Origin of the sequence: Micromonospora sp. NPDC048947, from assembly GCF_040649495.1 — a bacterium.
GTDB lineage: Bacteria > Actinomycetota > Actinomycetes > Mycobacteriales > Micromonosporaceae > Micromonospora > Micromonospora alfalfae.
This window is the reverse complement of record NZ_JBEZFO010000011.1, coordinates 138,150-163,317: the sequence shown is the minus strand read 5'-3', so window position 1 is coordinate 163,317 and position 25,168 is coordinate 138,150. Positions and strand designations below refer to the sequence as shown.

The window sequence follows — 25,168 nt, the reverse complement described above, 5'->3', positions numbered from 1 at the left end:
CTCCGAGGAAACGATGACGGCGGCCATGCGGGACATCGCGGCAGCCCTGGACGTCTCTGCGGAGGGCGCTCGGCTGCTGCAATTGACTAACAACGCCGTCTTCGCATTGCCTCGATCTGGAATCGTCATCAGAATCGCGCGAACCCATCAGCTCCTGGACCGGGTGACCAAGGTAGTTCAGCTTGGGCGTTGGTTTGCGCGGATCGACGCACCGGTGATCCGGCTCGCACCCGATGTCGAGCAGCCGGTGCGGGTCGGCGACCTCGTCGCCTCAGTCTGGTCCTACGTTCAACCGTCAACGCCTGCTCCGACGGTGGAGGATCTCGGCCTTGTGCTGCGCGAGTTCCACTCTCTCGACGTGGGTCCCCTTGCACTCCCAGCCTGGGATCCGGTCGGGGATGCCCGGCGACGCCTGGCTGACGCAGAGGATCTCGATCCGAATGACCGCGACTTCCTGCTGAAGTGGTGCGATCGCTTGGAACCGCGGCTCGTTGCGCTCAGCCACCGGCAGGAGCCGAAACTCGTTCATGGGGATGCCCATGTCGGCAACCTGCTGCGAGAGGCGTCGGGCCGGACGGTGATGTGTGACTTCGACGCCACATGCATCGGACCATGGCAGGTTGACCTGGCAGCGGTGGCGGTAGGCGAGGCGCGGTTCGGAGGCACGGGCCTACACCGAGGGTTGGCTAGCGCCTACGGCTACGACGTGACCTCGGACCAGTCATGGACAGTCTTGCGAGAAGCCCGTGAGCTCAAAATGATCGCTGCCGCCGTGCCGCTCATTAGCAGCTCACCCAATGTCGCGGGGGAATTCGCAGACCGTCTCCAATCAGTGCGAAGAAATGACCCGGAAGCCCGTTGGAAGCCCTTCGCCCATCTCGTGTCAAGCCGTCATCAAATGCGCCTGCCGGCAAACCGACACACGTGAAGAGACATGAGCCAGGGGCGGTCTCGAAGCGTCACGACCGATTAGATTGCGTGGATGACGGATCTTGAGCGGGGTGTTTACGAGCACCTGATCACCCGTGAGCTGGCAGATCGCCTCCAGCATGTCGATCCCGCCCTGATCCAGCACCAGAAGCTCGACCCCGCCGACGCGCACACCACCCTCGCGCGCCACATCGCCACCCTGGCCGCCCGCGCCCTCCAGGCCGTCCCCAGCGGCGAGGACAAGCTCCACCACCAGGTCGAGATGGCGAACCAGATCGCCGACGCCATCGCCGCCCTGAGCCCAAAGGCTGCGACCGATCAGGATCAGGTAACCGACGCCAAGCACCTGCTCCACGCCATCGCCGCCCCACCAACCCCACCGGCGCTGCCAGCCTTCCCGCAGCGCCCCACCACCCCCCTCTCCACCGGCGCGCTACTCGTCAACGGCCGTCACCAGCCCCGCATCGGTCACGAGGTCAACCACGAGATGGCGTCGGCCGAGAGCGTCGATCTGCTCTGCGCATTCATCAAGTGGTACGGCCTGCGCATCGTCGAGCCGGCCATCCGCGAGCTGATTGCCCGAGGTGGCAAGGTTCGGGTCATCACCACCACCTACCTAGGCGCGACGGATCAGCGAGCGCTGGACCGGCTCGCGGAGCTGGGCGCTGAGGTCAAGGTGTCTTACGAGACGCGGACCATCCGGCTGCACGCCAAGGCATGGCTGTTCCGCCGCAACAACGGCACCACCACCGCGTACGTCGGCTCGTCGAACCTGTCGAAGACCGCGCTGGTAGACGGCGTGGAGTGGAACGTGCGCATCTCGAACCTGGAGCAGCCGCACGTCATCGACACCTTCACGGCGACGTTCGAGGACTACTGGAACGATCCGGCGTTCGAGGCGTACGACGCGACCAGGGATGCCGACCGGCTACGGCACGCGTTGAGCGGCGAGCGCCGTGACGAAGCACCGACCGAGATCTCGAACATCGACGTACGTCCCTACCCATACCAGGCAGAAATCCTTGCCGACCTGGACGCCGAGCGCCTGGTCCACGGCCGCTGGCGCAACCTGGTGGTGATGGCCACCGGCACCGGCAAGACCGTGGTCGCCGCCCTCGACTACCGCCGGCTGCACAAGGCGGGCAGGGCCGACTCGTTGCTCTTCGTCGCTCATCAGGAGCAGATCCTGCGGCAGAGCCTGTCGACGTTCCGGCAGGTCATGGGCGACGGCAGCTTCGGCGAGACGCTGGTCGCGGGCGAGAAGCCGAACGGTTGGAAGCACGTCTTCGCCTCCATCCAGTCGCTGCACCGCCGGGAGGTCGACCCCGAGGCGTACGACATGGTGATCGTGGACGAGTTCCACCACGCCGAGGCACCGACGTACGCGCGACTGTTGGAGCGGTTGCGTCCCCGCGTACTCCTGGGGCTGACGGCGACCCCCGACCGGGCCGACGGCGGCGACGTGCGTCGGTGGTTCGACGGCCGGGCGGCCGTTGAGCTGCACCTGTGGGAAGCGTTGGAGCGGCAGTTGTTGTCGCCGTTCCAGTACTTCGGACTACACGACAACGAGGACCTCTCGCACCTCACCTGGAAACGCGGCCAGGGCTACGACCCGACGCAGCTGAGCACGATCTACACCGGCAACGATGCGCGGGCGCGGACGGTGCTGCGGGCGGTCCGCGAGAAGGTGGACGTCGGGCGGATGCGCGCGCTCGGGTTCTGCGTCAGCATCGGGCACGCCGAGTTCATGGCCAACTCGTTCAGGGAGCACGGTGTCGAGGCGGCGGCGGTGACCTCGCGAGCGGGCACCGATCGGGCCGCGCTGCTGCGGGACTTCAAGACCGGCAAGCTGCGGGTGCTCTTCACAGTGGATCTGTTCAACGAGGGCGTCGACCTGCCGATGGTCGACACGATCCTGATGCTGCGACCCACCGAGAGCGCCACGATCTTCCTGCAACAGCTCGGCCGTGGCCTGCGCCTCGACGATGACAAGCCCTGCCTCACGGTGCTCGACTTCATCGGCGGTCAAAACGCCAACTTCCGCTTTGACCTGCGCTGGCGCGCCCTGACCGGGGTGAGCCGGCGGGCGATCACCGAAGCCGTCCGCGACGACTTCCCGAGCTTGCCGAGCGGCTGCCATGTCGAGCTGGACCGGGTGGCGAAGGAGATCGTGCTCGCCAACCTGCGATCGGCACTGCCCACCTCGAAGGCCGGACTCGTGTCCGAGCTGCGGCAACTCGGCGACGTCAGCCTCGCCACGTTCCTGCGCGAGACCGGCTTGGAGGTCGAAGACGTGTACCGGTCGGCCAGCATCGGCGGCTGGACCGGACTGCGGCGGCTCGCCGGTATCGAGACGTCCGCACCCGGCCCCGATGACCGGGAGTTGGGCCGTGCCATTGGCCGCATGTTGCACACCGACGACGCCGACCGGCTGGAACTGCTGACCCGGGTCGCGGCCGGACCGCCCGCGCCAGGTCAGCAGGTGTACGCGGGCAACAGCCGACTGCTGGACATGCTGCACTTCAGCCTCTGGGGACCGAACGCACCACTCGCGACGCGAGACGAACGGCTGGCACGACTGTGGAAGGAACCGGCGCGCTGCGCGGAGTTGCGGCAGGTCGCCGAGGTGCTGCGGGACCGCATCCACCGGGTGACGCCGACCGCAGCTCCGGGTGCGGTGCCGCTGCGGGTGCACGCCCGCTACAGCCGCAACGAGGCATGCGCCGCCTTCGGGATGACGAACCCGGGGTCGCTGCGCGAGGGGGTGAAGTGGCTGCCCGACGCCCAGGCCGACCTGTTCTTCGTCACCCTGGTCAAGTCGGAGGCGCACTACTCCCCCACCACCATGTACGCCGACCGCGCCATCACCGACACCCTGTTCCAGTGGGAGTCGCAGAGCACCACGTCTGCGGCGTCGGCGACCGGGCAGCGTTACACCTCGGGCGGCTCGACAGTGCACCTCTTCGTGCGGGAAACCCGCATCGCCGACCGCGACCTGGGCGCACCGCCGTACCTGTACGCCGGCACCATGACGTACGAGAGGCACACCGGCGACCGACCCATGCGCGTCCTGTGGCAGCTCCACCACGCCCTACCCGCCGACGTGTACGCCACCGCCCGAACGATCGCGGCTTGATGCTCCTCGCGAGCTCGACCCACCTTCCTGCTCACGGGCAGGGCTGAAACTCGCCCGGCTCAATGGAGCTCGGACAGGAAGGCTGCGACCGCAGCCGCGAACTGCGCTTGCGCATCGTGATGTACGACGTGACCCGCTGGCAGCTCAGCGAGCCGGGCCTGGCCGGGGCGACTGGCGATCATCTCGCGAGCGTGATCGGCCGCCAGCTCGTCGCTGCGCGTCCCGCGGATCAGAAGGGTCGGGCAGGTCACCGCTACCCAGTCCTTCCAGTGGTCGCCGTTGAGCGCTTTCTGGGACGCCACAGTGTCATCGATATCAAACGAGAAGCCCCAGCCGTCCTTCGACTGGCGGAAGGAGCACTCCAGGTAGGGAGCCGCCGCACCCAGGGCCGAGGCCAGCGCATGGCGGGATGCCGCCTGGCGAGGGAGGCTTGTGGTGAACGACCAGTCGCAGTCCACGACCGCGCCGATGTCCTCGACGATCAGCGCGGTGACCAGATTCGGGTGCCGGCTGGCGTACTGGTAGGCGTTCACCCCGCCGAGTGAGTGGCCCAGCACCGCAGCGGGACCGATCTTCAGATGCTGGTGGAGCGCAGCGACGTCAGCAACGTAGTCGTCCCGCTCATAGCTCTCGGCAGGGTCGGACTCTCCATGCCCACGCTGATCGAGCGCGATCACCCGCCATCGCGGTGCCAACGCCTCCGCCAGCGGCGCGAAAGCCGACGCTTCGTTGTAGTGCCCGTGCAAAGCCAGGAGCGGGTCACCGGGACCGCCGAAGTCCAGATACGAAAGCCTCCGACCACCAACCGTGAAGAACTCCCGCATGACCTGGAATCCTAGATCAACGACCGCCGGCTTCCGTTGCGCGAACGCTATGGGAGGGATGCGGGAGTACTCCTGGCGTTAGGTTGAAGGGATGGAGCAGCGGATCAGCCTCGTCACCCTCGGAGTCGCGGACGTATCCCGCGCGAAAGCGTTCTACGAGCAGCTCGGCTGGCAGGGCCAGGAGGTCGAGGAGACGGTCTTCATCCAGGCCGGCGGCCTGGCTCTCGTCCTGTGGGGCCGCGACAAGCTGGCCGAAGACGCGGGCATCGACGACCCGGGCAGCGCTGGCTTCGGTGGGATGACCCTCGCCCAGAACGTCCGCTCCCGGGCCGAGGTAGACGAGGTGATCGCCACGGCGACCAGGGCCGGTGCCACGGTGACCAAGCCGGCCGCTGAGACCTTCTACGGCGGCTACGCCGGCTACTTCGCCGACCCGGACGGCCACCTGTGGGAGATCGCCTGGAACCCCGGCTTCACCCTCGCGGAGGACGGCTCCCTCACTGTCCCCGACTTCAGCGCCATGAGCTGAGCAAACGCCAGGCCGTCAGGCACGATCGCTGATCAGGGCGCCGGAGTCGGGCAGAGCAGCGGGTCCAGCAACGGCAGTTGAAGAGGGTCCAGACAGATCGTCAGCAGCCCCGGATCCGCTGAGGGCGTCGCCGTAACAGCCGGGCTCGGCGTCGGCGAGGCCGACACGACGGGCGGCGTCGGCAAGGCCGACGCGGGCGGGTCGGTAGTGGGGACCGGACCAGGCGTAGGCACCGAACTGGCCGACGGTGCGGGATCGACGGACGGCGCAACTGTCGGCGGCAGGGCCACCACGACAGCGGCTTCCGCCACTGTGGAGACAGCCGACGGCCGGACAGCCGGGACGTGCGGCGGGATCCATACGGCACTGTCGGCCAGGCCGACCCGTGACCTGGGTGCCGCCGGCCCGACGGGACCGATCGGAACGAGGCCCACCCCTGCCCTTGGCAGGTCCAAGGCGACGATCTCCGCCGAGGGCACCGGCCCGCGAGCCCCCCACGCGCCAGGTCCCAGAGCACCTGGGCCGAGCGTCACGAAGACCACGGCCGCGACGGCGGCAGCGCCGAGCGCCCGCCGGTCGGGGCGTACCGCCGTCAGCGGCGCGTCGTCGGGGTCCACCAACACAACTGGCGCAGGCGGGGCGGCCCGGTGTGCGGCCAGCAACGCGTCGACCTGCGCGATGACGGCAGCGCGATCGTCGGCAGCCGCGAGGGTGAGATAGAAGCGGAAGTTCACCACGGCACCCGCCGGGACCAGCAACCCATCAAGTCGACTGCGGTCGGGCAGCAGGGTGACCGGGACGTCGGGGTGGTGGGCAGGGCCGACCAGGTCGGCGTACCGCCATTCGCGCCGGTGTTCCCGACCGCCGAAGGCCACCCGTCGGCTGGTCACGACGGCCATGCCGGTGTCGACGGCCCGTAGGCCCGCCGGCAGGGCCTCGGAAGAAGCCTCGGCGAAGGAACAGAAGCCGTCCGGCCTGGGTAGGCCGGGGATGTGCCGCGCTTCGGCCTCGACGAGCGTGGCGACGGGGAGGACGCGGAAGACGAGTTCGTCGTCGTCGAGGTCCACCGGTAGGCCGGCGCGGGGCTGCGTACACCCGAGGAAGCTGGCGGCTTCGATGCGGAGCCGGGCCAGGTGGTCGTCGCGGCGCCGCCAGGCGTCGGTGGCGTCGCGGTACGCGCGCTGCCGGCGCTCGTTCTCGCGCTCGGCCCAGGCGATCCGCCAGGGGGCACAGGACACAGACGTCACGGTCACACGCGGTACAACCGCTCACGTACGTGACAGGCAACGCGACCCGGATCGATGCATCCCGTTGCGTCCGAAAGGAGAGAATTTCCGGCAGCGGCGGAGCCGACCACGCTGGGCTCGGCTCCGCCGCCGCGCATCGCCCTACAGCGAGGTGAAGAACTGCCTCATTTCAGTGGCCAGCAGATCCGGCTCCTCCAGCGGCATGAAGTGCCCGCCCCGGCCCGGCTCGCTCCAGTGCCGGATGTCGAGGCAGGCCCGCTCCGCGATCGAGCGAGGGAAGTTGGCCTGCGCGGGTTCGGTGCTCACCGTGAACGCGGCCGGCACGGTGATGTCGGGTCGTGGTGTGTTGTGGTCGAAGTCGGCGTACTGCCGGAACGACGAGCCGATGGTGCCCGACACCCAGTAGAGCGTGATGATGGTGAGCAGGGTGTCCCGGTCGACGCTGTTCGCCAGGTCACCGTGGTTGTCGCTCCAGTCGCGGTACTTGTCGACGATCCACGCGGCCAGCCCGGCGGGTGAGTCGGCGAGCGCCGCCGCGAGAGTGTCCGGGCGGGTGCCCATGATGGCGCTGTAGCCGCCGTCGGTCTCGTCGTACGCGGCTTCGGCGTCCAGGTACGCCTGCTCGGCCGCCGACAGTGGGCGGGCGTCGAAGCTGGCCGGAAACGGTGGATGGATCATGTGGATGCCGGCCACCTGCTCCGGATAGAGGGCGCCCAGCCAGCCCGTGACCACTCCCCCGACGTCGCCGCCGAAGGCGCCGTACCGCTCGTAGCCGAGCACGTCGGTCATCAGTTCGTGCAGGGTCCGAGCCAGCAGCGCCCGGGTCACCGGCTCGTTCGGGACCTCCGAGAAGCCGAAGCCGGGCAGTGACGGCACCACCACGTCGAAGCCGCCGCCGGCAGGGCTGGTCAACCGGTCGACCAGGGGCAGCATCTCGATGAAGCTGCTGGGCCAGCCGTGGCTGAGGATCAACGGCAACGGCGCGGGCGTACCCGCCGGGCGCGCGGCCCGGACGTGCAGGAAGTGCAACTTCCGGCCGCCGACGACGGCCAGGTGCTGGGGGTACGCGTTGAGCTCGGCTTCGCGAGCGCGCCAGTCGTACCCGTCGTGCCAGTAGGACACCAGGTCCCGCAGGTAGTCGGGGTCGACGCCGCCCTGCCACGGCTGGTTGCCGCTGCGGTCGGTGAATCGGGTACGGGCCAGTCGGGCCCGTAGGTCGTCGAGAACCGCATCGGGGACGTCGATGCGGAACGAAGAGACAGACATTGGTCCTCCGGAAAAGGAGGGCGCTCCTCGACGCGAGAGGTCAGCTGAGGGGGACGGCGGAGAGGAGCGCCCAGGAATGACGGTGGATGGTCACCGGGCTCACCTCCTCTCGTGGCTGACGACGATCACCGTACCTGACGGTGATCAGCCGGCTCGCCGCCGGTACGGCTGCGGGCCGTGGGCCGGGAACCTCGACTGGGTACGCGGTGGGTATGCCTCGCAGTGCTCGGCCCAGTGTTCGGCGGCGGTGGCGAGGGCGTCAGCGGACACGGTGAGGATCAGCGGGTAGATCGCGCTGGACGGGCGGCGCATCCACGGTGGCAGTGACTCGGCGGAGAACTCCACGATCAGCTCCAGCCGGCGGCGGCGCAGCACCCGGCTGCGCAGGGCCAGGTTGGGTTCGGTGAAGCGGACCATCGCCGGTGGCGCGCTCAGCCCGAGGGCGGCGGTGGCCTGCCCGTGCAGCCAGCCGCCGAGCGCGCGGGCCTCCTCCACCATGAGGCTCGGGTAGTGGTGCGACCAGGTCTGGCCGTCGGCGGTGCGGGCGTCCACCTCGATGAGCAGCCAGTCGTGCCAGCCGGACGTGGCCCCGTCGAGGTCGTCGGGCGGGTCGATGCCGGGCTGGTAGCCGACGGGGCGTACCCGCACCCGAGCGCCATCGTCAGACCGGATCTCCACTCGATCATTCTGGCCGAGCGAAGCGGACTTCAGGCCCCGAATCGGTCACTTTGTGATGGTTCTCCGCACGCCCTGGTGCTCGGCGCAGGCGTGGGACCGGCCGCCGGCCAGGCTGACCGAACCGTCGCGGCACTGCACGAGGTAACCGCGACCGGCCCAGAACTGGGGTACGCAGTCGAACCAGTCGCACACCTCGGCGGCCGGCTTGCGGATCCGGGTGCCGCCGCAGAAGCCGTACCCCAGTGGGTTCTCCGGTCCCCCGCAGCGCGATCGCTGGGTGGCGCTGGGCGACGGGCGTGGTGACTGTGTCGGCTTGGGCGGCGGGGTCTTCAGCGCGAGCGCCGGGCCGGCCTGGCGGATCCGCGCGGGCGCCGCGCTGGTGGTGGGCGCCGGGGTGGCGGCGACGGCGACCTCCGCGCCACCGGTCGGGTCGGACGGGTCCGACTCGATCAGCGCCGCCGGCACCAGCAGCGCGATGGCCGCCGCCACCGCGATGGTCCTGCGGCCACCGGGCACCAACGACGACAGCCGGGCCTGCCCGGGGGTGGCCGCGGCCGGCCGGAACGGCTTGAGCTGGGCGTGCTCGGCGATCAGCTCGTCGAGTTGGGCGATCACCGCGGCGCGCTGCTCGATCGCGTCGGCGAAGGCCAGTGTGAGCTTGAACCGGAAGTCCGGTGTCGCGTCGGTGGGCAGCAACAACCCGGAGGTGCTCCGTCGGTCCAGCACCTGGATCAGGGTGACGGGCGCCGCCGGGTCGTGGGCCAGGCCGGTAATCCGGCCGTACGCCCAGTCGCGCCGGCCCCGCCCGCCGAGCAGCACGAGCCGACGGCTGGTGATCACGGCCATGCCGGCGTCGGTGACGCGTACGCCGTCCGGGCGGCGCGGGCGCAGTTGCCCGGTTCGCGGGGCGACAGTGAGGTCCGGCGCGGGCAGCACGGTGCTGTGCCGCACCTCGACCAGTTGCGCGGCGGGTAGCGCCCAGAGCACCACCTCGTCGGCGGCCAGCTCCAATGCCAGCCCCGCGCCGGCGGCCGCCGAGCCCTGGAAGTCGGCGGCCAGGGCGCGTAGCCGCCGTAACTCGTCGTCGCGTCGCCGCCACGCCGCCTCAGCGCCGCGGTACGTGCTGACCCGCCGCACGTTCTGCCGGTGCGCCCACCGGTACCGCCAGGTGGAACCCGTCGAATCAGTCTTCGCCACGCCGACTCCTTCGCCGCGCTGGCCACCAATCTGGGGTGTCACGAGGTTTAACAGGTCCGGCGCGCCGCACGGAAACGCCGAAACGGGCGAAGTACCCGATCGGCGGAGCAACCAGCACGATAGGGGGATACTGATGCCGACGTTCATGTTTCCGAGGGGGTGACGGTCGTGCCGCGTGTCACGCTGCCCGGGGTCGTGATCGGGGTCGACATCGGCACCACGAGCACCAAGGCCGTCGCGTACGACACCGACGGGCGGCAGCTCGGCAGTCACCTGGCCGACTACCCGCTGAACAACCCGCAACCCGGCTACGCCGAGCAGGACCCGCAGCTCATCCTCGACGCGGTGCTCAAGTCGATCAGCATCGTCGTGGCCGAGTTGGTCCAGCCGGTGGCCGGGCTGTCGTTCGGCTCCGCCATGCACAGCCTGATCGGGTTGGACCGGGACGGCAATCCGCTGACTCCGTCGGTGACCTGGGCCGACTCGCGGTCCACCCGGCAGGCCGAGCGGTTACGGGCGGTGCCGTCGGGGCTGGCCCTGCACCGGCGTACCGGCACGCCGATGCATCCGATGTCGCCGCTGCCCAAGCTGCTCTGGTTCGCCGAGCAGGAGCCGAAACTCTTCGAGCGGGTGGCGCACTGGGTGGGCATCAAGGACTGGGTGCTGCTGCGGCTCTGCGGCGCGCTGGTCACCGACCACTCGATCGCCTCGGCCACCGGCCTGCTCGACATCCACAAGCTGGAGTGGGACCGCGAGGCGCTGACCATCGCCGGCATCACCACGGAACAGCTCCCACAGCTTGTCGCCACCACCGCCGTGCTGCCCACACTGACCCCGCAGGCCGCGGCCGAGACCGGCCTACCGGAACGCACGCCGGTGGTGGTCGGCGCGGGCGACGGGCCGCTCGCGAACCTGGGCCTGGGCGCGGTGCACCCCGGCATGGTGGCCTGCTCGATCGGCACCAGCGGGGCGATGCGGGTGATGGTTGAGCGGCCCGGAGTGGACCCGCTCGGCGGGGTGTTCTGCTACGCGCTGACCGAGCATCGCTGGGCTGTCGGTGGCGCGATAAACAACGGCGGCATCGTGCTCAAGTGGGCCGGCGCGGCGCTCGCACCGGACCTGGGCGAGCACTCCGAGGAGGAACTGGTGGCTGTGGCGGCCCGCGCGCCGGTCGGTTCGGGTGGGCTCATCATGCTGCCGTACCTGCACAGCGAACGGGCACCACACTGGAGCGCCCTGCCGCGCGGCGCGTACGTGGGGTTGACCCACGCACACCGCCGCGAGCATCTGGTGCGGGCCGCGTTGGAGGGCGTCTGCCAGCAGCTCGCGCTGGTGCTCAGCTCGGTGCGCGCGGCAGGCAACGAGGTCCGGGAGGTCCGGGCCGGTGGCGGCTTCGCCCGCAGCGGCCTGTGGCGGCAGATGCTGGCCGACGCCCTCGGCCTGCCGGTGAGTTTCCCGGCCGCGCACGAGGGGTCGAGCTTCGGTGCGGCGCTGCTCGGTATGGAGGCGCTCGGGCTGATCCCCAGCATCGACGTCGCCGCGGACCTGGTGCGAATCGAGGAGACGGTCCGCCCCGACCCGGCCGCCGCCGCCACCTACGCGGCGTTGCTGCCGCTCTTCGCCGAGCTGTACGAGGCCCTCACGCCCACCTTCACCTCGATCCGCCGGATGGCACCCGGCCTGCCCACCGGCCCCGAACCGCAGGAGTGAGCGGTGCCGGCTCGCCGGGTCAGGGCGCTTCGACGGCGGCGATCAGGTAGCGCTGCACGTCGGCGTCGAGGATGGCCACTTCCTGCGCGTCGTCCGGCCCGGAGCCACGGAACGCGGCCAACTGCTCCGGTGACTCCCAGCGTTCGTAGACGTGGATCCGGCCGGGCTCCAACGGGTCGGCCGCCAGCAGGAAATCGAGGCAGCCGGCGGTGGCGCGCGCCCGCGCGATGACCTGTTCGCAGTCGGACAGGTACGCCTCGCGGGTGCCCGGTTCGACCTGCAGACTGCCGGCGATGATCAACATGATGGACCTCCAGAGATGGGGGTTGCTGATGAGCATGATGCCTGTGCGTCATCGTGATGTCTCTGTGTCATCACGCTCGTCAGGACATCCCCGCCCAGACGGGTGACACCGGTCCCGTCGGCCTCACCAGCCCCCGGCGCTTCATATCGTGCAAACGTGAAAAAAAGCGACAAGAGGCGCTCATCTTCCCTGCTGGGGAACTCTGCCCGCGTACCACTGAAGGTGCTGACGGCGGCGGTCGCGCTCGCGGTGCTCGCGACGACCGGGCCGGCCACCGCGGACGGTCCAGGCCAAGCGCCCGTCGCGGAGAGCCACGAGCCCGGGGTGGACCCCACACCGGAGCGCCCACCGACCAGCGAGGTGTCCTGGCTGTCGTTTCCCGGCGGGGTGTTCGCTGTGGACTCACTCGGGCACACGGTGCGCTACCGCGCCTGCGACGGCGACACCGGCCGGGTCGCCGACCCGACGATGCGGGTCGCCGCCGGGGTGGCCAGCGGGGCTGTCGTGGTCGGAGGAACGGCCTACCGCTACCGGGTGCCGCTGGTGGGGCGCAGTGAGGGCACGCTGGAGGTGATCCAACGGCACCGCCCGCCGACGACGCTGACCGGCGTGGTGGTCACCAGCCCGCAGCCGCCCACCGACCCGGTCGCCGGGGCCCGGCTGTTCCCGCTCAGCGGGCAGCTCGCCCGGGTGGTCGCCGACGCGAGCCTCAACCCGGCCGGAGTCACCGTCCGCGACCTGTCCGGCCGCTACGGCGACCAGCAGATCGCCGTCAACGGATCGCTGCGCCCCAAGGCGGCCAGCGTCATCAAGCTGTGGATCCTCGTCGAACTGCTGCGTCGGGTCGACTGTGGACAGGTCTTCCTCGACGACGGTGTGCTGGTCACCCCGGAGGACGTGGTCGGCGGCACCGGCCAGTTGCAGTTCGAGACGTTCCCGCAGGTGGTCACAGTGCACCGGCTCGCCCAGTATCTGATCAAGTACAGCGACAACGTGGCCGCGAACGTGCTGATCACCTACCTGGGTGGGTTCGCCCCCGTCAACGCGCTGATCGACTCGATGAACCAACGGTCCACCATCCTGGCCCGCCGGATGCTCGACAGCGCGGCGGCCCAGCGCGGCGAGGAGAACTACACCAGCCCCGACGACGTGGTGTCACTGCTCGGCGCGGTCTGGGACGGCGAGATTCTCACCCCCGCAACCCGCGACCTGATGATCGGGTTCATGCGGGAGCAGACACTGAACACGAAGATCCCGGCGGCGTTGCCGCCCGGGGTGCCGGTGGCCCACAAGACCGGTGACCTGCCGGACGCCTCACACGACGTCGGCTACTACCTGATCCCCGGCACCGAGACCGCCGTCGCGTTCCTCACCGCCGGTCCCATGGCCACGGGCGACGAGACGGTCCGGCGGATGGCCCGCACCGTCTACGACTTCCTGGTCACCCCGGTCGCCGGGGCGGTCGAGGAGTGAGCCGACCTCAGGCGCCGGGAATGTTCGCCGGCGGGTCCTCGCCGACCAGGTCGGCCGCCGGCGGGTCCGCCGACACCGGCAGCCCGAAATCCGAGTACGTCAGGTCGAGCTGGGCGACCTCCGACTGCTGGCTGGCCAACTCGATGCGGTAGCGGACCAGCCGACCCTGCTCGTCGACGGCAGCGGTGAACGGCACCGCGGCGGCCCGGTCACCGAGCACACCGCCGACCCCGTTGCCCAGCACCGCGCCGCTCTGGCGCAGGTCCAGTGTGCCCGCGTACTCACGCGCACCGGTCTGCCGGACGGCGGTCGCCGTGCTGAGGGTGCTGGCCAGTCTGGTGTTGTCCAGGCCCTGCTGGGCGGGGGGTGAACCCGGAGCGCCGACATGCCACCACGTCTTGCCGTCCCAGACCGGAACGCGCCGGTCCGGGGCGCTGATCCGCACGTAGACGTCCGGTCCGGTGGTCAACCGTTCGATCTTCACCTCGCCGGTGGGCACCTTCAGGGAGGTGGTCTCCAGACCACGCTTCGCCTTCGGGTCCCAGAGGACCAGCGTGGCGTCCCCGCCCGTCGTCCCGCCGCTGCTCAACGCCAGCCTGTAGGTCTGCTGGTCGACCTTCCCGGCGGCGGCCCTGAGCACACCGATCGCCTCGGTCGGGCCCGCCGACGCCGCCGGCCGACCCTCATCGGGTTCGTCTCCGGTGGTCACGAACGCCCACACCCCGGCGGCGACGGCCACGGCGAGGATGACGCCAGCGGCGATCAGCTTCGGTTTCTGCACTGTCATCTCCCCCGGGCGGTGCGGTCCGGCCAGACTAGCCGGACCGCCCCCCGTCACGCCCGGCTGATCGCGTTGGCGTGGATCGCCTCGTGCAGATACGCGGCCAGCCCCGGCGCGATGTTCTCGTAGTGCGCGGTGAACCGCTCGTCGGCCAGGTACATGTCGGCCAACCCGGTCTGCATCTCGTACGAGCACTCGTAGAACCAGCGGCTGATGAGCTGCCGGTGCTCCTCGGCCAACTCCATCGCCTCCGGGCTGTCCGCCGGTGCCCCCGAGGCCATCAGCGCGACGATCCGCCGACCCCAGTCCTCGTTCTCCGCCTTGTTCCGCAGCCAGTCGTCCTTGCTGTAACGGGCGACCCGCCGGTTCGACTCCCGGTACGCGTCGGTGTCACCCCAGCGCTGCTCCGCCTCGGCCTGGTGCTCCTCCGGGTCGAAGTCACCGAAGACCTCGAACCGCTCCTCCGGCGTGAGTTGGATGTTCATCTTGCTCGCCTCCATCGCGAACTCGATCGCCGTGACCATCTCCTGCAACCGCTTGAGCCGTACCGTCAGCAGTTCGTGCTGCCGGCGCAGGTGCGCGGCCGGATCGGCCGCCGGGTCGTCGATGATCGCGGTGATCTCCTCAAGCGGGAAACCCAGCTCCCGGTAGTACAGGACGAGTTGCAGCCGTTGCAGGTCCGCGTCGTCGTAGCGGCGGTAACCGGCCGAGGTGCGCCCGCTGGGCGAGAGCAACCCGATCTCGTCGTAGTGGTGCAGCGTCCGCACCGTCACGCCGGCCACCTTCGCGACCTGACCCACCGTGTACGCCATGGTCCCCCTCCCTTCCGGGAACCAGGCTCCTGCCTGCCGTTACGTGAGAGTCAACTCCGATTCTGGCCCACCATTGCGGGGCCGTCCGGCCGCCCGTACAGATAGCCCTGGCCTCGTGGGCAGCCGATCGCGGTGACCGCCTCGTGCTGACGCTCGGTCTCCACCCCCTCGGCGACCACCGCCAAATCGAACGCGCCGGCCAGGCGGGTGACCATCTCGACAGTGGCGTACGCCCGGTCGTCGGTGCCCAGCCGAGCCACGAACGACCTGTCGATCTTCAACTCGGTGGCCGGGATGCGGTGCAGGTAGCTCAGCGACGAGTAGCCGGTGCCGAAGTCGTCGATGGCGATCCGGATGCCCAACTCCCGGAGTTGGTGCAGCCGCTCCAACACCGCCTCGGTGCCCTCGATCAGCGCCGACTCGGTCAACTCCAGTGTCAACGCCCGTGGCGCCAGCCCGGCGGCGCTGGTCGCCGCGGTGACAGTGGCGATCAGGTCCGGGCGGCGCAGATGCGCGGCGGCGATGTTCACAGCGACTGTCGCGTCCGGCGCTCGACCCCGCCAGGTCGCGGCGGCCCGGCACGCCTCGTGGATCACCCACCGGTCGATCGGCAGGATCAGCCCGGTCTCCTCGGCCAACGGCAGGAACTTCGCCGGCGGCAACATCCCCAGCCGGGGGTGCCGCCAGCGCACCAACGCCTCGGCGCTGCGTACCGCGCCGGTGGTCAGGTCGACGATGGGTTGGAACTCCAGGTGCAGCTGGTCCTCGTCGACAGCGCGACGCAGGTCGGCGATCAACTCGGCGCGGGAGACAGCCGACTCGCGCAACGTCGCCGTGCACGTACGGTACGCGGACTTCCCGGCCGCCTTGGCCGCGTACATGGCGATGTCGGCGTCACGCAGCAGGTCGCTGTGCGAGGCGTGCTGGGGGCCGTACTCGGCGATGCCGATGCTCGCCGACGGGTGCACCCCGACGTCCTCCTCGTCGTCGGAGGGCCGCAACGCGTCCAGCAGCCGCTCGGCGAGCCGTTCGGGTGACACCGGCCGGTCGCCGTCGACCAGCACGGCGAACTCGTCACCGCCGAGCCGGGCGATGGTGCCGTCGCCGTTCACGGCGGTGTGCATCCGGGCCGCGAGCCCGGTCAGCAGGGTGTCACCGGTGGCGTGCCCGAACCTGTCGTTCACCTGCTTGAACCCGTCCAGGTCGAGCAGCAGCACCGCCACCGGCCGCCCGTGGCGCAGGGCCAGGCGCAGCCGCCGGTTGAACAACAGCCGGTTGGGCAGCCCGGTGAGCTGGTCGCCGTACGCGAGCCGGCGCAGCCGGGCCACCAACCGGAGGTTCTCGTTGGCCGCCAGCCCCTGCCGGACGGCGAGGGCGGCCAGCAACACCATCATGGTCACGAACACCAGCTGCGGGGTCTGCCCGGTGGGCCGGCGGGCCAGCACCACAGCGATGATCGCCCCACCCACCGGCAGGTACGGCAACGCCACCCGCCACCAGGGCGGCAGCGGCGACTCGGCGGTGTCGTCGGTGCCGTCGCAGTCCGGTGGCGGCGGGTTCCGGGTGGCCAGGCCGATCAGCAGGTAGCTCAACGGCCAGCACAGGTCGATCGGGTGACCGGCGGTGTAGTCGGCGCGGGCGACGAGCGACACATAGACGACGTCGGCGACGACCCGCAGGGTGAGGCTCGCCGCCAGGACTGTCATCGGCCGCCACATCGGCCGGGCCGGCCCGGAGACCGCGACCAGGATGGTGAGCTGCATCAGGTCGAACATCGGGAAGAGCAGCCCCAGCGTGCGCGCCGGGTCGGCCAGCTCGGCGGCGGCGACCCCACGGAAGACCAGCACCCAACCGATCGGCACCAGGGCCAGGGCGACGATCACCCCGTCCAGCAACGTACGCGCCCGCCCGACGGTGGTCCTCGGTGCGGACGGCGAGCTGAGCAGCGCGGCAGTGCCGGTGAGGATGCCGGCGGTGAAGACCACCCCGACCGCCGGCGTGTGCGGCAGGTCGCCGCCGACGAGCCGCTGCACGGTCCAGATCGCCCGGCCGGTCGCGGCGAGCGCCATGGTGAGGGCGAGCAGCACCCAGAACCGGCGCAGCGGCGCCGGATGTCGACGGGCCACCCCGACGCACGCGAGCGTCGCCCAACCGGCGACAAGCATCGCGCCGATGTCGCTGACCAGCGCCGCGCCGGGCAACGCGGCGACCAACCAGCCCGCCTCCAGCAGGATGACAGCAGCCGCGACGAACACGCCGACGGGGTTGAGCGTCCCCGCAGCCTGCTTTCCGTCCTGTCGGGACACGGTCGCTCCGGCTCTTTCGTCGTGCGTGCACCCTCGGCGGCGCCGGTCCACGGCAAACCCCGAAAGCCTAACCAGCGCTCAGAAACGCCGCCAGGGCCGAACGTGCACCCCCGCTGCGGCTCGCGCCTCTGGTCAGCGGCCCGCGGACCGGTTCCAGGGTGAACGGGGCAGCGCGGTGCCGGCCACCGGACGGCGTGCGCGGCGGCGTCTGCGTCGGCCAGGGGTGCAGGGCGGGCGGGCAACGGTGTGCACTGCCACGTCGGCGGAGGGCGTCGGCCGGCCGATCAGCCAGCAGAGGAAGCGTTCCATCGTCGGATCAGCCGACCGGGAGGCGCTCGGCGTCGGACTTGGCAATCTCGTACTCCGCCCCGCAGAACGTGCACTGCTGCGCGTACCGGGTGCGGATCGGAATGAGGGGGATGAAGAAGAGTGTGAATTTCGTCGAGCGGCGGGTGATCACCTGCGCGGCCTGGTTGCCGCAGTGGCGGCAGACCTGCTGCACGACGCCGGACCGGTCGACCTTGGTACGCAGACCAAAGATGAAGAACATCGCCCGCCAGTACCCACTCGACAGCGAAAAGTCACCAGATCCCGCCACCGGATCTCCGACGATCGGGCCCGCATGCACAAGATCGTGCTCGATCCAGGATGTAGTGGCCTCCTGGGTGAACGAGGCCACTACATCCCTGATCGAGCACGATCAAGGCGAGGTGATCAAGGCGAGGTGATCAAGGCGTCAGCTGGACGTTGCGGGCTCCAGGCCGGGGATCTCCTCGGAGAGCCAGATCGGCTGCCAGTTCGGCACCTCGTGGAAGCGACGCAGCTCGAACAGCCCGGCGACCGACCCGCTCCACGCCCCGTACGGGGGGTTGGCCTCGTCGAAGCCGCTCTGCACGAAGGTCAGCGTGGTCCGGCCACCGGACTCGGCCAGCTCCCAGCTCGTCACGCCGGTCGGCCCCCAGTCGACGGACATCCGGCGGCCGGGCTCCAGGTCGACGACCTTGGCCGCGTAACCGGTCTCGAAGCCGCCCATGGCGTACCGGCCGCCGACCCAGGGCTCGATGCCGATCGGGTAGCCGAACCAGGCGCTGGCCTGCTCGGAGTCGGTCAGCGACTCCCACACCTTGTCGGCGGGGGCGGCGATGACCAGCTCACCGCGCAGGTCGGCGGAGGTGAAGTCGGTGCGGGGCAGCAGTGGCTTGCCCTCCAGGTGGGCGGCCAGGTTGGCGATGGACAGCGCCCAGAACGTCTGGAGGACGCCACGGATGGTGGAGCCGCTCATCGCCTCGGCGAAGTCGAAGTGGCTCTGGATCAGCGTCAGCACCGTGCTGTCGGTGCCCTCGGCGGTGAGCTGGAACTCGGTGGTGGTCTCCACGCCGTCGAGCAGCCAGCCGAAGCGCAGCGTGTCGTCGTCGGCGTGCAGCAGCCGCTGGTGCGGGGCGTCGCCCTCGGGCGTGTAGCGACCCCAGAACTCGTACCGCTGGGGCAGCTCGACCTCGGCGTGCTCGGCCAGCCAGAGACGCAGCTCGGCCGGGTCGGTCAGAGCCTGGCGGACGCGCCCGACGGGCGCGGAGAGACGGGCCTTGACCTTCATCGGCTCACTCATTGTCGTTCCCTTTCGGATAGCAGGCGACGGCCAGCTTGAAGGCATCTCCTTCGCTGCCGCCGTAGCGGGTGAACAGGTCCTGAAGTGCGGTTTGCAGGTCGTGCAGGAACTGCTGTCGTTGCTCTGCCGGCACCCGGATCTCGCCGGAGACCCCGATCGAGGGCAGCTCGGGCGCCGCCCGGTCCAGGCCGGCGATGTCGGCCTGGACCTCCTCCATCAGGTCGAGCAGGTAGCCCAGGCTCAGTTCGTCGCGGGCACGGCGCAGGCCGATCCGGCCGACGAGTCGCGGGGAGAGCCAGTAGGACCGGGCTGCGGCCTGGTAGATGCCTTCGGTGATGCCGCGGACCTTGCGTTCGTTCACCAGCTCGACGAGGCCGGCCGCGACGAGCTGCTTGACGTGGTAGTAGACGCGCTGTGGCGTCTGGTCGAGTCGGGCCGCGACCTCGGTGCAGGTGCGCGGCTCGGCCAGTTGCCGCAGCACTTCGACGCGCTGCGGCTTGAGCAGGACTTCGGCCTGCTCGATCTGTTCCAGGTACAGGACATCTCTCATGGCAAAATCAGTTTGTACGTACAAAACTTCTTTGTCAATCGCTTCGCGAGAAGCCGCGCCGACTTTTTCGGCGCGGCTTCAGGCGGCGGTCAGCAGGTGATCAGGGCAACCAGTCCGGTCGCAACGGGTAGCCACTCACGCCGTTCGGGCCGTTGTGCGTGGCCAACACCTGGTGCAGTTGGATGCCGTTGCGCTCGAACGCCATCCGCGACCCGGCCATGTAGAGCCCCCACACCCGAGCGGTGCCCGCGCCCACCTCCGAGACGCAGTAGTCCCAGTGCTCAACCAGGTTGCGGCACCAGGCGGCCAGCGTCAGCGCGTAGTGCTGACGCAGGTTCTCCTCGTGGTGCACCTCGAACCCGGCGTCGTGCACCTCACTGATCAACCGGCCCGGACCGGCCAGCTCACCGTCCGGGAAGACATACCGGTCGATGAACGCGCCCGAGCGGTGCGGCGCGCGATTGTCCGCCCGGGTGATGCAGTGGTTGAGCAGGCGCCCGCCCTGCCGCAGCCGGCTACGCAGCGCCCCGAAGTAGGCAGGGTAGTTGCGCACCCCGATGTGCTCGGTCAACCCGATCGAGGAGATGGCGTCGAACTGCTCGGCCGGCGCGTCCCGGTAGTCCAGGTATCGCACCTCCGCCAGCTCGGTCAACCCCTCCCGCTCGATCGCGGCCTGCGCCCACTGCGCCTGCGCCTTCGACAGGGTCACCCCGAGGGCCTTGACGCCGTACTCGCGGGCGGCGTGGCGCACCATGCCACCCCAGCCGCACCCGACATCCAGCAGCCGCATCCCCTTCTTCAGCGCCAGCTTGCCGGCGACCAGGTCGTACTTCGCCGCCTGGGCCTGCTCCAGCGTGTCGTCGGGAGACCGGAAAACCGCGCAGGTGTACGTCATCGACGGGCCGAGCACCTTCTCGTAGAAGGCGTTGGAGACGTCGTAGTGGTGCGAGATGGCGGTGCTGTCCCGCACCCGCGAGTGCCGCAGCCCGTTCATCACCCGCTTCCAGCGGGGCTGCGCCTCCTGCGGCGGCGCCGGTGGCGGCATCAGCCGCTCCCAGCCCAGCCCACGAACCAGCGCCAGCCCCTCGGCGAGCGACGGTGGGCGTAACCGCAACTCGTCCTTGAGCACCCGCAACGCCTCGTACGGATCACCCGGGTGCACGCCCTGCAACGCCAGGTCGCCACTGACGTACGCCCGGGCCATGCCCAGGTCACCCGGTGCGGTGAGCAGGTACGACAGCCCACGCTCGGATTGGATCGCCAGGGTGATGCCGGCGTCGGACGGGCCGACGGCGCTGCCGTCGTACCCGGTGATCCGCACCGGCAACGGCCCAGTGGTGACAGCGCGGACGACATCCGCGACTGTCGGACCCGTGTGCCGGCCCCCCGCCGGCGGGGTGGCGGGAACGCTCGCCGCCCCCTGATCTCTGTCGGTCAGGCTCATGCTCGTGCTACCGCCTTTTCGTACAGTCCCGTCAGCCGGTGGTCCGGGTCGTAGCGGTCTTTCACCGCGCGCCACGTGTCGCCGCCGTAGAGGCGATCGAAGGCGTCCCGGTCGTAGTACGCGTCGGAGTAGAGCGACTTGTGCCCGCCCGACTCCGACACCCTGCGTTCGATCGTGCGGTTGACGTCGCCGTCGGCGGCGCCCGGCGCGATCGGCACGCTCCCCCAGAACCCGATGTTGACGTAGTCCTGCCCGGGCCGCAGCGGATACAGCGGCCAGGACCGCGCCGAACCGGGCCCCGCCGGCTCACGCAGTCGCAACGGACACAGCCACACCGGGTTCATTCCCACTGCGCCGGCGAACCAACGCAGGAAGTCCGCAGTACGGTCCAGCGGGATCTCCACGTCCTGCACGACCCGCTCCCGGGCCGGTTGCCCGCGCAGCCGGTCGATCCGGGCCGCCACCTGATGGCGATGCTCCAGCCGGACCAGTCGGTGGTAGAAGTCGCTACGCCGGTAACGCGCCGGCCAGAGCCTGCGCACGACAGGGTGCTGCGCACCGAACGCCGACGAGCACCAGAACCAGTCGGTGTCCCAGCGCCACAGATAGTCGTACGCGGTGAGCACGTCGCGGGTGCGCTGGCGCAGCGACCTGTAGTAGATCGCCTGACCGGTGTAGTCGCTGGGCGGGTCGGCCACGTCGGTGAACGTGGCGAGGACCAGGTACGCCTCGCCGGGGCTGAACATCACCCCGTCCATCGCGTCCACCGGTTCGCCGGCCCAGGACCGGGTGGCGGTCACCTCCGCTATCGCGTCGGTCAACGCCTCGAGTTGGGTGAACCGGACGTTGCGCAACGCCACGTACCGGCCGACCGGTTGCAGCTCGATGCGTAGCCGGGTGGCGTAACCGAGGCTGCCCAGCGAGTTGGGGAACGCGGTGAACAGGTCGGCGTGCTCGCCGTCGGGCCGGGCGGTGATGATCTCGCCGGAGCCGGTGAGCACGTCCAACTCCTGGACGGACTCGTGTGGCAGGCCGTTGCGGAACGAGGTCGACTCGATCCCGAGGCCGGTTACCGCGCCACCGAGCGTGATGGTGCGCAACTGCGGCACCACGAGCGGCATCAGGCCGTGCGGCAGCGTCGCGTCGACCAGGTCCTCGTAGGTGCACATGCCCTGCACGTCGGCGGTACGGCCAGCCGGGTCGACCGACAGCACGCCGTTCAGGCCACTCACGTCGAGCCCCGGAGTCCGGGGAGCGGACCGGGGACGGAACAGGTTGGAGGTGCGTTTGGCCAGCCGGACAGGCTCGCCCGTGGGCACCGCGGCGTACGACCGCCGCAGCGTGTCCACCGCTTGATCATGGTCAATCGGTTGATCCACACGCTCAGCGCGCATGTGATCACCTTACGCTCGCCGTTTGGAAACCGTGGGATGTCGGCCGTGGCAGTTTCCCGTCCGGTGGCAGGCCCGACGGCTACCGTGGCGGGCATGCCATCGCCAGCGATCACCGCCCTGGACGCCGCCCAACTGCCGTATCGGCTGGTCAGCCACGGTGCGGTCGGCAGTCTCGCGGAGGCCGCCGCCGCCCGGGGCGTGGCCGTCCCCGACGTGGTCAAGACGATCGTGGTCCGGCGCGGTGAAAACGATCACCTGTTCGTGCTCACCCCCGGCGACCGGGTCATCTCCTGGCCCAAGCTGCGCGCTCTGCTCGGTGTGCACCGGCTCTCCATGCCGGACGCGGCCGGTGCCCTGGCCGCCACCGGCTACGAACGCGGCACCATCACCCCGTTCGGCGCGAGCACCGCCTGGCCCGTGGTCGCCGACGAGCGACTACGCGGCCGGGAGATCACCCTCGGTGCTGGCGAGCGCGGTCTCGCCATCGCGCTCGACGCCGACGCCGCGATAGCCGCCCTCGATGCCACAGTGGCCGACGTCACCGACGCGCAGCCCACCCGCTGAACGCTGCCGGGGCGGCGGCGCGGCCTACTGTGGGGACATGCCAAAAGCCGTGTGGAACGACCTGGTCGTCGCCGAGAGCGACGACACCGTGCTGGTGGAGGGCAACCACTACTTTCCCCGCTCCGCCCTGCGCGAGGACCTGATCCGCGAGTCCGCCACGCACACCGTCTGCCCGTGGAAGGGCACCGCCTCCTACTACTCCCTCGAACACGAGGGCAGCACCAGCAAGGACGCGGTCTGGTATTACCCGGAGCCCAAGCCGGACGCCGAGATGGTGCGTGACCGGGTGGCGTTCTGGAAGGACGTCCGGGTCGTCGACTGACCGCCGGGCTGGCTCCGGCGCGACGTCGTGGGTGAGGATGGCGCGTATGTCCGCGCCCGAGGAACGCCCCGACCCCGCCGGCACCGTCTACGGCGGCCACCGGGCACCGCGCTCCGGGCCGCTGGCCGATCCGTTGCTGCGGGTCGCGGTGGCGGTCGGGGCCGTCGGCGTACTCCTGGGGGTCGTCTTCGCCACCGGGCTGCTCGACGGTGACGACGAGCCGTCGGTGCCGGCGTCGGTCGGTACGCCGTCCAGCGCGCCGCAGCCCAGCGCACCGGCGGGCGAGCCGAGCCCGGCCGCACCGACCGAGCCGTCACCGACCCCGTCGACCAGCACGCCGGCCGCCCCGCCCACCGGGCCCCGGGTGCTGCGCGCCGCCTCGGGCCTCTGCCTGGGGCTCGACGGTGACGGTAAGGAGGCCAAGGCCGAGTTGGCCGTGTGCACCGGCGCTCCGGAGCAGCAGTGGGTGGTCAGCCCGGCCGGCGCGGGCGTGCTGACGGTGACCAACGCCGCGTACGGGCAGTGCCTCGACGTCGAGGGTGGCAGTCGGGACGACGGCGCGCGGTTGCTCCAGTTCCCCTGCCACGGTGGAGCCAACCAGCAGTGGCGGTTCGGCGGTACCGGCACCAGCGCGGTGCTGCTCATCGCCGCGCACAGCAACAAGTGCGCCCAGGCCGACGACGACGCCGTCGAGGCCGGCGATGACATCCGGCAGCGACAGTGCGACGGCCGGCCGGCCCAGCAGTGGGCACTGAGCTGACCGGCCGACGCGTCGCGTTTCAGCCGCGGAAGCTCCACGCCCTGGGCGCGGTGGCGGCGGCCAGCACGGCCTCCGGTACTCCTCGGCCCGGTCGGCGGCGCAGCAGCAAAGACAGCCCGGCGGCGCCGATCGACAGCGCACCCGCCACGTACCAGGCCATCGCGTAGTCGCCCAGCCGGTCCCGGACCAGGCCCGCGCCGGTCGCGGCGACAGCAGCGCCGAGCTGGTGCGCGGCGAACACCCAGCCGAACACCACAGCCCCGGCGCTACCGAAGTACTCCCGGCACAGCGCCACCGTCGGCGGCACGGTGGCCACCCAGTCCAGGCCGTAGAAGACGATGAACACCAGCATGCTCGGCTCGGCGGTGCCGGAGAAGAGGCTCGGCAGCACCAGCAGGGACAACCCGCGCAGCGCGTAGTACGCGCCGAGCAGCAACCGGCTGTCCACCCGATCGGTGAGCCAGCCGGAGGCGATCGTGCCGACGATGTCGAAGAGCCCCACCAGGGCGAGCAACCCGGCCGCTGTGGTCTGAGCCATGCCGTGGTCGTGCGCGGCCGGCACGAAGTGCGTACCGACCAGGCCGTTGGTGGTCGCGCCGCAGATCGCGAAGCCGCCGGCCAGTAGCCAGAACGGTCGGGTCCGGGCCGCGGTGGCCAGCGCGCCGAGCGCCCGGGTCGCCGCGCCGCCGGTCGGCGGCGGGGCCGCGACGACCTCGGTCGCCCCGTAGGCGGGCAGGCCGAGATCCGCCGGGTGCTCGCGCAGCAGCCACACCACAAGGGGTACGACAGCCAGCGCCGCCCCTGCCACAACGAGCGCGGCGGTACGCCAGCCGTGGTCGCGCACCAGGATGGCGATCAGTGGCAGGAACACCAGTTGCCCGGCCGCCCCGCCCGCGGTCAGCACTCCGGTGACCAGGCCCCGTCGGTGGACGAACCAACGGCCGGTGACGGTGGCCACGAACGCCAGCGCCATCGAGCCGGTGCCCAGCCCCACCAGCACACCCCAGCAGAGCAGGAGCTGCCAGCTGGCGGTCATGAAGACCGTCAACCCGCTGCCCGCGGCGACCAGCAGCAGCGCGACCGAGACCACCCGGCGAATGCCGAACCGGTCCATCAGAGCGGCGGCGAACGGCGCGGTGAGCCCGTAGAGCAGCAGGTTGACCGAGACGGCCGCGGAGATCGTGGCCAGGGGCCAGCCGAACTCCTCGTGCAGCGGGTGCAGCAGCACCGACGGGGTGGCGCGGAAGCCGGCCGCGCCGACCAACGCCACGAAGGCGACGGCGGCGACCAGCCAGGCGGGATGCAGACGGCGGTTCTTGGTCACCTGACAAGTCT

Annotated in this window: 23 protein-coding genes; 8 read left to right on the top strand and 15 right to left on the bottom strand. The window is 70.4% G+C overall.

The window, feature by feature from the left end; genetic code table 11:
- Window positions 1–13 precede the first annotated feature (13 nt).
- Both AB0B98_RS17900 and AB0B98_RS17895 read left to right on the top strand, forming a co-directional pair.
- The gene (locus tag AB0B98_RS17900) at window positions 14–928 is read left to right on the top strand and encodes a phosphotransferase (protein ID WP_357363934.1); all 915 of its coding nucleotides are present in this window, start codon (window positions 14–16) and stop codon (window positions 926–928) included.
- A gap of 54 nt (window positions 929–982) precedes the next feature.
- On the top strand, window positions 983–4,066 hold the full coding sequence (locus AB0B98_RS17895) for a DUF3427 domain-containing protein (protein ID WP_357363831.1): 3,084 nt from the start codon (window positions 983–985) through the stop codon (window positions 4,064–4,066).
- Between the two features lie 59 nt (window positions 4,067–4,125).
- On the opposite strand, the gene AB0B98_RS17890 is transcribed toward AB0B98_RS17895, so the two are convergent.
- Window positions 4,126–4,890: an alpha/beta hydrolase gene (locus AB0B98_RS17890; protein WP_357363829.1), complete on the bottom strand. Its 765-nt coding sequence runs from the start codon at window positions 4,888–4,890 to the stop codon at window positions 4,126–4,128.
- 91 nt (window positions 4,891–4,981) lie between these two features.
- On the opposite strand from AB0B98_RS17890, the gene AB0B98_RS17885 reads away from it, so the two are divergent.
- Complete coding sequence (locus tag AB0B98_RS17885; protein ID WP_357363827.1) at window positions 4,982–5,419, top strand: VOC family protein; 438 nt, start codon at window positions 4,982–4,984, stop codon at window positions 5,417–5,419.
- Between the two features lie 32 nt (window positions 5,420–5,451).
- On the opposite strand, the gene AB0B98_RS17880 is transcribed toward AB0B98_RS17885, so the two are convergent.
- From AB0B98_RS17880 to AB0B98_RS17865, 4 genes are all read right to left on the bottom strand, one after another.
- On the bottom strand, window positions 5,452–6,657 hold the full coding sequence (locus AB0B98_RS17880) for a hypothetical protein (protein ID WP_357363825.1): 1,206 nt from the start codon (window positions 6,655–6,657) through the stop codon (window positions 5,452–5,454).
- Between the two features lie 150 nt (window positions 6,658–6,807).
- The gene (locus tag AB0B98_RS17875) at window positions 6,808–7,932 is read right to left on the bottom strand and encodes an epoxide hydrolase family protein (protein ID WP_357363824.1); all 1,125 of its coding nucleotides are present in this window, start codon (window positions 7,930–7,932) and stop codon (window positions 6,808–6,810) included.
- Between the two features lie 144 nt (window positions 7,933–8,076).
- Entirely contained in the window at window positions 8,077–8,610 is a 534-nt protein-coding gene (locus tag AB0B98_RS17870) for a hypothetical protein (RefSeq protein ID WP_357363822.1), read from the bottom strand.
- Window positions 8,611–8,655: 45 nt separating this feature from the next.
- Window positions 8,656–9,807: a hypothetical protein gene (locus tag AB0B98_RS17865; RefSeq protein WP_357363820.1), complete on the bottom strand. Its 1,152-nt coding sequence runs from the start codon at window positions 9,805–9,807 to the stop codon at window positions 8,656–8,658.
- A gap of 168 nt (window positions 9,808–9,975) precedes the next feature.
- Here AB0B98_RS17865 and AB0B98_RS17860 point away from each other — a divergent pair, with 168 nt between their 5' ends.
- Window positions 9,976–11,517 (top strand): gluconokinase, encoded by a 1,542-nt coding sequence (locus tag AB0B98_RS17860; protein ID WP_357363818.1) that lies wholly within the window; start codon window positions 9,976–9,978, stop codon window positions 11,515–11,517.
- Window positions 11,518–11,536: 19 nt separating this feature from the next.
- Here AB0B98_RS17860 and AB0B98_RS17855 read toward each other — a convergent pair whose 3' ends face one another.
- Window positions 11,537–11,821, bottom strand: coding sequence for an antibiotic biosynthesis monooxygenase (locus AB0B98_RS17855; protein ID WP_238666549.1), 285 nt, complete (start codon window positions 11,819–11,821; stop codon window positions 11,537–11,539).
- 156 nt (window positions 11,822–11,977) lie between these two features.
- On the opposite strand from AB0B98_RS17855, the gene AB0B98_RS17850 reads away from it, so the two are divergent.
- Complete coding sequence (locus AB0B98_RS17850; protein WP_357363815.1) at window positions 11,978–13,294, top strand: serine hydrolase; 1,317 nt, start codon at window positions 11,978–11,980, stop codon at window positions 13,292–13,294.
- Window positions 13,295–13,301: 7 nt separating this feature from the next.
- Here AB0B98_RS17850 and AB0B98_RS17845 read toward each other — a convergent pair whose 3' ends face one another.
- The 8 genes from AB0B98_RS17845 to AB0B98_RS17810 form a co-directional block, all read right to left on the bottom strand.
- Window positions 13,302–14,075, bottom strand: a complete 774-nt coding sequence (locus AB0B98_RS17845; protein WP_238666551.1) for a hypothetical protein — start codon at window positions 14,073–14,075, stop codon at window positions 13,302–13,304.
- 53 nt (window positions 14,076–14,128) lie between these two features.
- Window positions 14,129–14,887 (bottom strand): MerR family transcriptional regulator, encoded by a 759-nt coding sequence (locus AB0B98_RS17840; RefSeq protein WP_238666552.1) that lies wholly within the window; start codon window positions 14,885–14,887, stop codon window positions 14,129–14,131.
- A 50-nt stretch (window positions 14,888–14,937) separates the two neighbouring features.
- Window positions 14,938–17,193 (bottom strand): EAL domain-containing protein, encoded by a 2,256-nt coding sequence (locus tag AB0B98_RS17835; protein WP_357363813.1) that lies wholly within the window; start codon window positions 17,191–17,193, stop codon window positions 14,938–14,940.
- A 316-nt stretch (window positions 17,194–17,509) separates the two neighbouring features.
- A complete protein-coding gene (locus AB0B98_RS17830) occupies window positions 17,510–17,872 on the bottom strand; it encodes a zinc-ribbon domain-containing protein (protein ID WP_357363811.1) in 363 nt (120 codons plus the stop codon).
- 57 nt (window positions 17,873–17,929) lie between these two features.
- Complete coding sequence (locus tag AB0B98_RS17825; protein ID WP_238666555.1) at window positions 17,930–18,799, bottom strand: SRPBCC family protein; 870 nt, start codon at window positions 18,797–18,799, stop codon at window positions 17,930–17,932.
- The gene (locus AB0B98_RS17820; RefSeq protein WP_030490876.1) at window positions 18,792–19,349 is read right to left on the bottom strand and encodes a helix-turn-helix domain-containing protein; all 558 of its coding nucleotides are present in this window, start codon (window positions 19,347–19,349) and stop codon (window positions 18,792–18,794) included. Before AB0B98_RS17820 ends, AB0B98_RS17825 begins: the two co-directional genes overlap by 8 nt.
- Before the next feature lie 100 nt (window positions 19,350–19,449).
- Window positions 19,450–20,793 carry a class I SAM-dependent methyltransferase gene (locus AB0B98_RS17815; protein WP_238666557.1) on the bottom strand — a complete coding sequence of 448 codons (1,344 nt, stop codon included), beginning with the start codon at window positions 20,791–20,793 and terminating at the stop codon, window positions 19,450–19,452.
- Entirely contained in the window at window positions 20,790–22,187 is a 1,398-nt protein-coding gene (locus tag AB0B98_RS17810) for an FAD-binding oxidoreductase (protein WP_357363809.1), read from the bottom strand. The genes AB0B98_RS17815 and AB0B98_RS17810 overlap by 4 nt, the downstream gene beginning before the upstream one ends.
- A gap of 93 nt (window positions 22,188–22,280) precedes the next feature.
- Between AB0B98_RS17810 and AB0B98_RS17805 the strand changes: the two genes are divergently transcribed.
- Genes AB0B98_RS17805 through AB0B98_RS17795 form a run of 3 tightly spaced genes read left to right on the top strand, consistent with a single transcriptional unit; the run spans window position 22,281 to window position 23,833 of the window.
- Window positions 22,281–22,751 (top strand): YbaK/EbsC family protein, encoded by a 471-nt coding sequence (locus tag AB0B98_RS17805; protein WP_357270631.1) that lies wholly within the window; start codon window positions 22,281–22,283, stop codon window positions 22,749–22,751.
- Between the two features lie 37 nt (window positions 22,752–22,788).
- A complete protein-coding gene (locus AB0B98_RS17800) occupies window positions 22,789–23,073 on the top strand; it encodes a DUF427 domain-containing protein (RefSeq protein ID WP_357363807.1) in 285 nt (94 codons plus the stop codon).
- Between the two features lie 46 nt (window positions 23,074–23,119).
- Window positions 23,120–23,833: an RICIN domain-containing protein gene (locus AB0B98_RS17795; protein WP_357363806.1), complete on the top strand. Its 714-nt coding sequence runs from the start codon at window positions 23,120–23,122 to the stop codon at window positions 23,831–23,833.
- A 19-nt stretch (window positions 23,834–23,852) separates the two neighbouring features.
- Here the strand turns inward: AB0B98_RS17795 and AB0B98_RS17790 are convergent, their stop codons facing one another.
- A complete protein-coding gene (locus AB0B98_RS17790; RefSeq protein ID WP_357363804.1) occupies window positions 23,853–25,157 on the bottom strand; it encodes an MFS transporter in 1,305 nt (434 codons plus the stop codon).
- Window positions 25,158–25,168 lie beyond the last annotated feature (11 nt).